The sequence below is a fragment of the Daeguia caeni genome (assembly GCF_042653845.1).
GTDB lineage: Bacteria > Pseudomonadota > Alphaproteobacteria > Rhizobiales > Rhizobiaceae > Brucella > Brucella caeni.
The window spans coordinates 1-10,781 of the sequence record NZ_JBHSEL010000097.1; the positions used below are offsets into that span (position 1 = coordinate 1).

Sequence of the window (10,781 nt, forward strand, 5' to 3'; positions counted from 1 at the left end):
AGCCAATGATACCAAACGCATTATCTATGCCATGCATCTGCAATACTTTGATAAAAGACTCTTCTGTCGTCATCTTCATGGCGCATACCTTTCAATGCAATTTAGAGAACTTCGTCCTTGAGCGCGTACCAGCGGTACATGATGCGCTGTCCAATGCGCCTGAATGGCGTCAGCATGCCGTAGCTCGGCAGTTCGGAAGTGAAGATCGGCAGATCGAGATGCTGGCCACGCCCGGCAATCAGCTCTGCCGCGCGACGCCCGGCCTGGGCCGAATACATTACACCATTGCCGCCATAGCCCATGGCGTAATAGATCTGTTCGGCCGGATCCGGACGGCAGATGCGAGGCATCATGTCATGGCTGACATCGACCCATCCCCACCATGAATAGTCAATCTGAATGTCCTTGAGTGCCGGGAACTTGCGATAGAGTCCGGCAAGAAGCAGATCATAGTGCTTGCGGTTTGGCGCATCGGCGCCGGTAATGGCGCTGCGGCTGCCGATCTGCATGCGGCCATCCGGCAGGAAACGATAATAATGACGCAAGGTCCGCGTATCGGTGAGTGGAATGCCGGTTTTCGGCCCGCAGGCTTCGATTTCACTGCTGGTCAGTGGTCGCGTGACAACCGAATTGGACAGAACCGGCATCAGCCTGTAGCGGGTCAAGGGGTGAAGGCCGCGAGACGTATAGCCAGCCGTGGTAAAGCAGACCTTGCGCGCCCTGACCGTTCCGTTCGGGGTCGTCACATGATAGAGACTGCCCTGCCTTGCAATGCCAATGACCGGACTGGAAGTGTGGACTTTCGCACCAAGCTTGCGGGCAAGGCGCAGATAGCCGAAGGCAAGCTTGGCGGCATGAATGCCAATGCCATCCGGCTCATACATTGCGCCCCTGGCTTCCTGGTCACGGATGAAATCGCTGAGAATTTCCTCACGGCTGACAATGCGTGACCGGTAGCCAAAGACCTCGTTTAGGACGCGCGATTCCTTTTCGAGCACCGGCATTACCTTGTCACGATGGGCGATATAGAGATGGCCGCCATCCTGAGGTTCGCAGTCGATTTCCGGCTCCCTGATAAGTGCGCGAAAGAGATCAAAGGCTTCGGCGATTTCCTTGTGCAGTTTTCTTGCGACATCCACGCCCCAGCGTTCGATCCATTGTGAGCGCTTCAGCCGGCCGGCATTGATCTGTGCCTGTCCGCCATTGCGGGTGCTGCACCCCCACGCCACGCCATTGGCCTCGAGCACAGTAGCCTTGATGCCATGTTCACGGGCAAGATGGATGGCTGTCGACAAGCCCGTGTAACCAGAGCCAACAATGACGACATCGGCCTCGACATCGCCCCTGATCGGGCCATCATCTTCCGGCGCGGGGCCGGCAGTGGCGATCCAGTAGGTTGGTGCATAATCGCGTCCCTGTCCGGGCGTTTTCGCCACCATCGGATCATAGGCCGGGTCAAAGGGCTGGGAAGCAGAAAAGCTGGTCTTGTGGTGCGTATCCATAGTCGGTTCCCTTTTCACCAACGGAACATATGGCCTATGCCTTCAGCACAGGACGCTGCTTCCGGAATGCCTGTTTGATGATGATCTTGCCGTCACGATGGGTGAAGAGATCGCAGCCTTCAGCCTCGATACGGGCGCCGGTGCTGTCGGTGCCGCGGAATGTCCATTCCGATACTGCGCGATTGCCACAGACAAAATGCCTGTGATCGGCCCATTGCGCATCCGGCATCTGTGTCCAGACGCCGGTAAAGGCTTTGGCAATGGCGTCCTTGCCTTCAAGGCGCGTGCCATACACTTCCGTCCCCCCGATTGTGTAGAATACGCAATCATCAGCAAAGAATGCCATGATCGCATCGATATCGTGCCGGTTAAACGCGTCAAATAGGTCTGAAAAATCGGTCTCTGTCAGTTGAGCGACTGGCATTTTAGTACTCCTAGCAGTCTCTTGGCCCGGTTCGGGGCAAATTCCTCCTGTGCGCGGCATTGCTGCCACGCCTTATGTTGCGGCTGGATCAGATTGGTGTTCTTACGTTGCGCCCATCGTCATCAGACTTTGCCCTTCCACGGTATAAGGACCTTTTCCAGATAACGGATGAGAAGGTCGAAAGCGAAAGCAAAGGCACCAATGACAATGATGCCCATGATGACCGTGTCACTGGCGAGGAATTGTGCCGCGTTCAGCACCATGAAGCCAAGGCCACGATGGGCAGCGACCATTTCCGCTGCAACCAGTGTCGTCCAGCCGACCCCGATGCCAATGCGCATGCCCGTGAAGATTTCCGGCATGGCTGCTTTCAGGATGACCTGTGTGATGACCTGAAACTTGGAGGCACCCATGGCATAGGCTGCATGGATCTGTTCGGTCGAGACTGAACGCACACCGGCTCTGGCGGAAATCGCCATTGGAGCGAAGATCGCCAGATAGATGAGAAACAGCTTTGGAAATTCGCCAATTCCAAGCCAGATGATGATCAACGGCAGATAGGCAAGCGGCGGCAGCGGCCGGTAAAACTCTATGACCGGATCAAGCACGCCACGGACGACTGTGTTGACCCCCATGAGGATGCCGAGCGGAATTGCCGTGATACAGGCAAGCGCAAAGGCGCCCAATACGCGCTCCAGACTGGCCAGCGTATGTTCGATCAACGTGGAATTTGCCACGCCATCGGTCATGGCAACGATGAATTTGTTATAGACTGCCAAGGGGGATGGGAGAAACAGCGGTTTCACCCAGCCCATTTCCGTGACAAGAAACCATAGGCCCAGCAGAAGCAATGTGGTTACCAGGCTGATGAAGCCACTATTGCCGTCACCGGGAGCACCAAAAACCTTGCCAGGCTTGACTGGCCGTGCGCGAAACAGAAAATCAAACATGGGCCAGTTCCGGGTTGCCTGAAGCTCGTTCATCGCCATAGATAATCCCCAGTATTGTCTCACGCATCTTGATGAAATCAGGGCTGGACTTGACCGCGCGTGCATCGCCGCTTTCAAGGAAACGTCGGTTGAAATCCAGGTCATAGGTATGCGTAATGCGTCCCGGCCGCGGCGACATCACGATCAACCGTGAACCGAGAAACAAGGCTTCTTCGACACTATGCGTGATGAAAAAGAACATCTTGTTGGTCATCTGCCATACACGCAGGAGCAGTTCCTGGATAGTTTCGCGTGTAAGGGCATCCAGTGCGGCCATGGGCTCATCCATGAGCAGCATTTCCGGGTCACAGGTCAGTGCACGCGCAATGCCGACGCGCTGCTGCATGCCGCCTGAAAGTTGATAGATCTTGTGATTGTGAAAATCCTGCAAGCCAACAAGCTCAAGATTCCTGGCCGCGCGCTTATAGCGTTCTGCTTTAGGAACACCTTGAAGTTTGAGCCCAAATGCAGTGTTATCAATCACATTGAGCCAAGGCAAAAGTGCGTGTTTCTGAAACACGACACCCCTGTCTGCGCCCGGGCCGCGAACCTGTTTTCCATCAAGCGTGATTTCACCGGATGAAGGGATCATGAATCCCGCCATCAGATTGAGCAGCGTTGTCTTTCCGCAACCGGAGGCGCCAAGCGCAACAACGAAATCACCGCTTTTGATCTGCAGACTGACACCCTTCAGTGCAATCACGGCTTCTTCGACATAAAGGCCCGGATAGGTCAGGCTGACATTTGAAACATTCAAGATTCCCATAACGTCACCTTTCGGGGGCGAAGGTGCTATTCTGACCGATGTCAGAAATGACAATTTTTCAAACTTTGAGCGGTATTGCCGCGACCGTCATGTGCGACGGTCGCTGGCGGAAGCGTGCCTACTTCGCAGCAGCTTCGGCAAAACTGCCGTTCACGTTGTCGCTATAGTCATCCAGAGCCTTGTCGAGCTGCTTTTGCTCAACAAGGAACTTAGCACTCTCGGTAATGGACTTGAGTGCTCCACTATCCTTGCCGCCGCCAAGCCATGTCGTGGAGGCCTGTTCGTCGACGGTCGGGAAAACCAGCAAGGCAAGTGCACCGGGAATATCCTCGGCATTGCCGCCGATCAGCTTGACCATGCCCTTGACCTGGTCAGAGTCTGCCGTCCACTGACCACCATTTGCCTTGTAGTCGGCATAGGCATCCTTCAGTACGGTGGTAAAGGCGGTCATGAACTGCGGATTCTCGCTGGCAAATTTCTTGTTCACGACAAGGCCATCAAATGTCGGAACACTCTTTGCCCCAATATCTTCCGAATTGGCAATTTCCTTGCCGTTCTTGAGAATTTCCGAGAGCGCCGGCGGCCAGACATAGGCCGCATCAATATCGCCACGCTGCCAGGCGGCAACAATTTGCGGTGGCGTCATGTTCAGGATTTCCACTTCGCGCGGATCGATCTTCCAGACGTCGTTGAGACCGACCAGAAGATGGAAATGGGACGTGGAGACGAATGGCACGCCGACCTTCTTGCCCTTCAGGTCTTCCGGCTTTTCAATGCCGGAACCTTCCCGTGCGACCAGGGCTTCCGACTTGCCAATATTGTCAAGGATCCAGAACAGCTGCAGATCAACGCCGCGTGTTGCGGCTGCCGCAATGCCGGTCGAACCGATGACGCCGATATTCACATCGCCGGATGCCAGAGCGGTCGAAATATCGCCGCCCGACGCAAACTGGCGCCAGTCGATCTTGTAACCGGCTTCCTTGGCAGCGGCGTCAAACTTTCCGTCAGCGATTGCGGTCAGAAACGGGCCGACGATCTGCTGATAGCCCACAACCACTGTCTGTTCGGCATAGGCCGCGGAAGCGGATAGCGCCGCCACACTGAACAATATCACTCGCTTGATGCTTTTAAAAAATTTCATAGAGTTCCCCTTCCATTCAAGAACCATGTCTGACCTTGTCATGACCGTTGGCGTTGGCCGCCAATCTCTAGTTCCAGATTGAACGATAACCATCTCGCCCCTATTGCCTTATATCCAGTTTAAAGTCTCAATAAGTCCAGTTATGATCAGGATGGCGTAAATGCCTTCGCATTGGCCAACCGGGGGAATTATTCCATGTCGAAAAACAGAAAGAAGGAATACGATTGCGAAGTAGAGGGATAAGCTGAAAAACTGACGCAAACTTACGAATATTTGTAGGTTTACGAATGGAGAAATGCCTTGGACGTGGTATCGCCAACGATATTCTTCCTGGATGCAACCCGTAAGACCGGGTTGCAATCGCAGATCCGGGAAACAACGGTATCCGCGATTGTTTCAGGTACGATCCTGCCCGGCGCCCGCATGCCGTCATCGCGCAAGCTGGCCGAATATCTGAAGATATCGCGGCTCACCGTCACGCTGGCCTATCAGGAACTGGTCTCGCAGGGTTATCTCGAAGTGCGTTCCAGAAGCGCCTATTATGTCGCGAAAACCCCGCCCGTTACACGCCCTGACAAGCTGCTCGCGTACCCATCGGGGAGCGCGATCGACTGGTCGTCAAAACTGCATTCCGGCTTCAACATCGCCAAGGCCATTCGCAAGCCGCATGACTGGCGGCGTTATCGCTATCCGTTCCTCTATGGCAAGATGGATCACAACCTGTTTGACCATGCCGCATGGCGCGACTGCGCGCGCAGGGCATTGGCACGCGAGGATTTCATTCTGATGGCGGATGATTTTGCCGCAGCAGATGATGAGGAACTGGTCAATTACATCTGCACACGTACTTTGCCAAGCCGCGGCATTCACGCAAGGCCAGACGAAATCCTGGTGACGGTTGGCGCGCAGAATGCGCTATGGATCGTGAGCCATCTGCTGCTCAACCGCAATTCCCATGTGGTTTATGAAAATCCAGGACATCCCGATATCAGTGCAACACTGCACCTGACTGGCGCGCGCATGACCGCGCTGGATGTTGATGACGGAGGCCTGCCGCCGGAACGCTTGCCGGAAGGGATCGACGCTGTCTTTGTCACGCCGAGCCACCAGTCGCCAACGGCCGCCACCATGCCGATCGAGCGGCGCAAGGCGCTGCTTGAGGCAGCAGACCGGCAGGATTTCATCATTGTTGAGGATGATTATGAATTCGAGATGAGCTTTCTTGAACCACCCATGCCAGCGCTCAAGTCGCTCGACCAGAATGGCCGAGTCCTCTATGTCGGCAGTTTTTCAAAGTCGCTGTTTCCAGGGCTCAGGCTTGGCTTTCTGGTCGCTCCTGCGCCGGTCATCCACGAGGCGCGCGCGTTGCGTGCCCTGATGCTGCGCCATCCGCCGGGGCATTTGCAACGCACCACCGCCTATTTTCTGGCACTTGGCCATTATGACACGGTGCTCCATCGCATGCGCATCGAATATCACAAGCGTCACATTGCCATGATCGATGCGCTCAATCGCGAAGGTGTCAGGATTGCCGGCAAGTCGGCGTTTGGCGGCACATCCTTCTGGATAGAGGGGCCGGAGGGCATGGATGCTGATCAGCTTGCACGTGAACTGAGGGAAGATGGGGTGCTGATCGAGTCCGGCGCTCCCTTCTTCTTGAACAGGGAAGGTCCCTGCCGCTATTTCCGCATTGCCTATTCCTCAATTCCACTTGTCCGCATTGCCGAAGGCATCGAGATCATCGCCCGGCGCATCAGGCAGCATTTTGGCGGCTGATCCTGCCATTGCTTTGGCCCGGCCTGTCGAACAGCCGGGTCGCGGTCGAAACAGGCAATCGCACGCCCCAGCTTACAAGATCAGGGCGCCAAGCTTGCGGGCTGCCGCGCGCAGCTCATCAAGATGAGCGAGCCCGCGCTCAAGCGTCATGCGCTGTTTCGGCGCATGAAAGGAAAGTGTTGCACAGAACTCGTTCTTGCTGTTCAGCACGGGCACGGCCACAGCAATCATGCCCTCGATGAATTCTTCCTGATCAGTCGCATAGCCAAGCGTGCGGATCTGGTTGATCGCCTCAACGAAACGATCCTTGTCGGTGATGGTCTTTGGCGTATAGCTCTGCAAGGTCGCTGTTTCGATATAGCGATTGAACATGGCTGGTGAAAGCTGGCTTAGTGCCAGTTTGCCTGCCGCCGTTGCCGTGAGCGGCACACGCGAGCCGATATGAAGTGCAATACGCAATGGCCAATGGGTCTCGACGCGATCGATATAGATCATGGCATCATGGTCGGGCACAGCGAGATTGCAGGTCTCTTCAATCTGCTGATTGAGCCATTGCAGGATATTCTTGCTTGCCTGATTACCCAAAGTCGAGTGCATGACGCCGATGGCCATTTCACGCAGGCGCAGGCTTGGCAAATAGCTTTTGCCGTCAAAATCCCTGATGATGAAACCCTGCTCTTCCAGATAGGCCAACAGACGATGAACTGTCGCTTTTGGCAGTTTCAGTTCATCCATTATTTTACTAGGCGTAATCGCACCTTTATGACGCGACAATAATTCGAGTACGAGTATGTTGCGGATACTGGGGCTGGCAAGCTGGCTGTCGGTTTGACTTTTCATAAAACCACGGAATCGAAACACAATTTTCAATGTTTTTACTCCAGCTGCGCCCCTCCGTCCAAGTGAATTTTTGTCTGGACCATCCATCGGCTGTAAATTTTTGATACGATTTGTCTCAAAAATATATTGACTCTTGCCCGAACTGCGGCATTCTTGACCATGCATTATTCGCAGGGGAGTGCGGATGAAGCGATAACCGTCAAACGTGGGAGGAGACGTCATGGCGGAAACGACTTATGATGCTTCAGTAAATTCAGTAAAAACCGATGATATAAAGAAAGTGGTATTTGCCAGTCTCGTTGGCTCAACCATCGAATGGTATGACTTCTTTCTTTATGGGGTAGTGGCAGGGATTGTCTTCAATCAGCTCTATTTCCCATCGGACAATGCAACTGTTTCGACATTGCTGGCCTATGCAACCTTTGCCGTAGGCTTTGTGGCCCGCCCCCTGGGTGGGCTTGTCTTTGGTCACTTTGGTGACCGTATTGGCCGCAAGGCCATGCTGATCCTGAGCCTTCTCATGATGGGGGGAGCCACGGTCGCAATCGGTCTTCTGCCAAGCTATGCCACGATCGGCATCTGGGCACCGATCATCCTGCTAGTACTGCGTGTCATTCAGGGCATCGGCATTGGTGGTGAATGGGGTGGTGCGGTACTCATGGCCTATGAATATGCGCCGATGAACAAGCGCGGCTATTATGCCTCGCTGCCGCAGATCGGCCTGTCACTTGGCCTGTTCATGGCCTCCGGCGTGATGGCACTTCTGTCTATTTTGCCAGAAGAACAGTTCATGTCCTGGGGTTGGCGTGCAGCATTCATAGGCTCCATCATCCTGGTCTTCCTGGGAACCTGGATTCGCTCAAACATTCAGGAAAGCCCGGAATTCAGGAAGGCCAAGGAAGCAGCGCGCGGCCATATCCAGCAGATGCCTTTCGTCAGCATGATCAAGCGCTATCCGGGCAATGTCGCCCTTGGCATGGGTGCGCGTTATATCGACGGCGTTTACTTCAATATTTTTGCTGTCTTTTCAATTCTTTACCTCACGCGCTTCGTTGGTCTTGACCGTACCGCCGCCTTGTGGGTGGTCTGTGCGGCGGCCCTTACCATGGTGGTGTTCATCCCGGTCTTTGGTCGCGTGTCGGACAAGCTTGGTCGCCCGGTCACCTATGCCTGGGGATCGCTGCTGCTCGGATTGAGCGTGTTCCCGGCCTTCTGGCTGATGTCCACGGGCGTGCCGGCACTGGTCGTCCTTGGCCTGGTTCTGCCATTCGGTGTGATCTATCCGATGTGCTATGGCCCGGAAGCTGCGCTCTTTGCCGATCTGTTTGACCCAACCGTCAGATATACCGGCATTTCATTCGTCTACCAGTTCTCCGGCATCTTTGCCTCTGGCATCACGCCCATGATCGCCACCTATCTGATGTCGGTCAACAATGATGATCCATTCTATGTCTGCCTCTATGTTGTGTTCGCTGCCCTTGTCTCAATGGTATCGGCCATAGTGATCGAGCGCAGGCGCCGATGAAATATCTGACACCACGCCTAGGGGCACCAAGCCCCTGGGGCAACCATCCCAATTGCAGAATGTCTGGAGTCATTTCATGAACAGAGAAGCTGATTATATCGTTATCGGCGCGGGATCGGCTGGCTGTGTGGCTGCCAACAGGCTGAGTGCCGATCCTTCTGTCACTGTTCATTTGCTGGAGGCCGGAGGAAAGGACAGCAATCCCTGGATTCATATTCCGGTTGGCTACTTCAAGACAATGCACAACCCAAAATATGACTGGTGCTATCAGACCGAGCCTGATGCGGGCATCAATGGGCGCCGTCTGAACTGGCCGCGTGGCAAGGTGCTTGGAGGTTCATCTTCACTCAATGGTCTGCTCTATGTCCGCGGGCAGCGGGAAGACTATGACCGCTGGGCTCAACTTGGCAACAAGGGTTGGTCCTGGGTGGATGTAGAGCCCATTTTTACCAGTCTTGAGACCTTCCATCGTCCAAATGCATCCGGGCGCGGCACACAGGGTGAACTTCAGGTTTCCGACCCACGCATCAGACGCCGCATCTGCGAGAAGTGGATAGAGGCAGCACGTGCAAATGGTTATCCATATAACCCAGACTATAATGGGGAGACCCAGGAAGGGGTTGGCCATTTCCAGCTGACCATGCTCAATGGCCGCCGCTGTTCTTCTGCGGCCGCCTTTCTGCACGGTATAAGAAACCGCCAGAATCTTACAATAGAAACCAACTCACATGTCCTGCGCATCCTCATAAAGGATCAGCGGGCAGTTGGAGTTGAAGTCAGGCGCTCCGATGGATCGACTTCAACCATCCATGCAAGACAGGAGGTCATCCTGTGCGCTGGCGCCATCGGCTCGCCGCAGATCCTCATGTTGTCGGGCATTGGCCCGGCAGAGCATCTCATGAATCATGGCATTCAGGTTCACAGGCACTCGCCGCATGTAGGACGGAATCTTCAGGATCATCTGCAGGCACGCATAGTTTTTGAGTGCAATGAGCCGACACTCAATGATGAAGTCCGCAGCGTGCTCAAGAAATTGGCCATGGGTGCCGAATATGCCATGTTCCGCACCGGCCCCATGACAATGGCGGCAAGCCTCGTCTTTGGCTTCATGAAAACGCGGCCTGAGCTTGCAACACCAGATATCCAGTTCCATATCCAGCCCTGGTCTGCCGACAGCCCCGGCGAAGGGGTCCACCCGTTCTCGGCCTTTACCCAGTCGGTCTGCCAGTTGCGGCCGGAAAGCCGTGGCACGGTGACCTTGCGCTCCACCAATCCACTGGATGCGCCTGTCATCCATCCGAATTATCTGGCTACTCAAACTGATCAGCAAACGCTGCTTGCGGGTATTCGCATAGCCCATCGTATTGCGCAGACTGAGCCACTCAAATCAACCATTATCCGCGAAGTGCGGCCCGTAGCAGACAAGAACAATGATGAGGAGCTGCTAGACTGGGCACGAAACAACTCCACCACAATCTATCACCCGACCGGCACTTGTCGCATGGGTGTGGATGAATGGGCGGTCGTTGATGAAAGGCTTCGCGTCCGCGGCATTGAAGGTCTGCGCGTGGCGGACTGCTCGATCATGCCGGAAATTGTTTCGGGCAACACGAACGCACCAGCCATCATGATCGGTGCCAAACTTGCCCAGATGGTTCTTGAAGACCGGAAACGCGATCTGACAGCAAAACCTGTCTTTTCCCCCGTTTATGACACTGTAGCATAGGAGAATCTACGCCATGAAGATGACGACAGAAGAGTCTTTTATCAAAGTATTGCAGATGCATGGCATAGATAATGCGTTTGGTATCATTGGCT

9 protein-coding genes are annotated in these 10,781 nt (G+C 54.7%); 3 read left to right on the plus strand and 6 right to left on the minus strand.

All coding sequences use genetic code 11. The features are described from left to right. Window positions 1–101: 101 nt before the first annotated feature. The 5 genes from ACFO1V_RS10005 to tauA all read right to left on the minus strand — a co-directional run bounded on the left by ACFO1V_RS10005 (window position 102) and on the right by tauA (window position 4,822). On the minus strand, window positions 102–1,502 hold the full coding sequence (locus tag ACFO1V_RS10005) for an NAD(P)/FAD-dependent oxidoreductase (RefSeq protein WP_374834500.1): 1,401 nt from the start codon (window positions 1,500–1,502) through the stop codon (window positions 102–104). 34 nt (window positions 1,503–1,536) lie between these two features. Further along, window positions 1,537–1,926, minus strand: a complete 390-nt coding sequence (locus ACFO1V_RS10010; RefSeq protein ID WP_374834502.1) for a nuclear transport factor 2 family protein — start codon at window positions 1,924–1,926, stop codon at window positions 1,537–1,539. Window positions 1,927–2,048: 122 nt separating this feature from the next. Further along, window positions 2,049–2,876, minus strand: coding sequence for an ABC transporter permease subunit (locus ACFO1V_RS10015; RefSeq protein ID WP_374834504.1), 828 nt, complete (start codon window positions 2,874–2,876; stop codon window positions 2,049–2,051). Then, window positions 2,869–3,681, minus strand: a complete 813-nt coding sequence (locus ACFO1V_RS10020) for a taurine ABC transporter ATP-binding protein (RefSeq protein ID WP_374834506.1) — start codon at window positions 3,679–3,681, stop codon at window positions 2,869–2,871. Before ACFO1V_RS10020 ends, ACFO1V_RS10015 begins: the two co-directional genes overlap by 8 nt. A 118-nt stretch (window positions 3,682–3,799) precedes the next feature. After that, window positions 3,800–4,822 (minus strand): taurine ABC transporter substrate-binding protein, encoded by a 1,023-nt coding sequence (gene tauA, locus ACFO1V_RS10025; RefSeq protein ID WP_374834508.1) that lies wholly within the window; start codon window positions 4,820–4,822, stop codon window positions 3,800–3,802. A 300-nt stretch (window positions 4,823–5,122) separates the two neighbouring features. On the opposite strand from tauA, the gene pdxR reads away from it, so the two are divergent. Then, window positions 5,123–6,598, plus strand: a complete 1,476-nt coding sequence (gene pdxR / locus ACFO1V_RS10030) for a MocR-like pyridoxine biosynthesis transcription factor PdxR (RefSeq protein ID WP_374834510.1) — start codon at window positions 5,123–5,125, stop codon at window positions 6,596–6,598. A gap of 72 nt (window positions 6,599–6,670) precedes the next feature. Here the strand turns inward: pdxR and ACFO1V_RS10035 are convergent, their stop codons facing one another. Continuing rightward, window positions 6,671–7,438, minus strand: coding sequence for an IclR family transcriptional regulator (locus ACFO1V_RS10035; protein WP_374834516.1), 768 nt, complete (start codon window positions 7,436–7,438; stop codon window positions 6,671–6,673). Window positions 7,439–7,658: 220 nt separating this feature from the next. On the opposite strand from ACFO1V_RS10035, the gene ACFO1V_RS10040 reads away from it, so the two are divergent. Together ACFO1V_RS10040 and ACFO1V_RS10045 are read left to right on the plus strand one after the other, a co-directional pair. Next, window positions 7,659–8,963, plus strand: coding sequence for an MFS transporter (locus tag ACFO1V_RS10040; RefSeq protein WP_374834512.1), 1,305 nt, complete (start codon window positions 7,659–7,661; stop codon window positions 8,961–8,963). A gap of 76 nt (window positions 8,964–9,039) precedes the next feature. Then, the gene (locus ACFO1V_RS10045) at window positions 9,040–10,689 is read left to right on the plus strand and encodes a GMC family oxidoreductase (RefSeq protein WP_374834514.1); all 1,650 of its coding nucleotides are present in this window, start codon (window positions 9,040–9,042) and stop codon (window positions 10,687–10,689) included. The last annotated feature ends 92 nt before the right edge of the window (window positions 10,690–10,781 follow it).

What these genes read in the sequence shown, in the direction of transcription:
- ACFO1V_RS10005 (WP_374834500.1), bottom strand. Translation starts at nt 1,502, where the DNA reads ATGGATACGCACCACAAGACCAGCTTTTCTGCTTCCCAGCCCTTTGAC.
- ACFO1V_RS10010 (WP_374834502.1), bottom strand. Translation starts at nt 1,926, where the DNA reads ATGCCAGTCGCTCAACTGACAGAGACCGATTTTTCAGACCTATTTGAC.
- ACFO1V_RS10015 (WP_374834504.1), bottom strand. Translation starts at nt 2,876, where the DNA reads ATGTTTGATTTTCTGTTTCGCGCACGGCCAGTCAAGCCTGGCAAGGTT.
- ACFO1V_RS10020 (WP_374834506.1), bottom strand. Translation starts at nt 3,681, where the DNA reads ATGGGAATCTTGAATGTTTCAAATGTCAGCCTGACCTATCCGGGCCTT.
- tauA (WP_374834508.1), bottom strand. Translation starts at nt 4,822, where the DNA reads ATGAAATTTTTTAAAAGCATCAAGCGAGTGATATTGTTCAGTGTGGCG.
- ACFO1V_RS10035 (WP_374834516.1), bottom strand. Translation starts at nt 7,438, where the DNA reads ATGAAAAGTCAAACCGACAGCCAGCTTGCCAGCCCCAGTATCCGCAAC.
- ACFO1V_RS10040 (WP_374834512.1), top strand. Translation starts at nt 7,659, where the DNA reads ATGGCGGAAACGACTTATGATGCTTCAGTAAATTCAGTAAAAACCGAT.
- ACFO1V_RS10045 (WP_374834514.1), top strand. Translation starts at nt 9,040, where the DNA reads ATGAACAGAGAAGCTGATTATATCGTTATCGGCGCGGGATCGGCTGGC.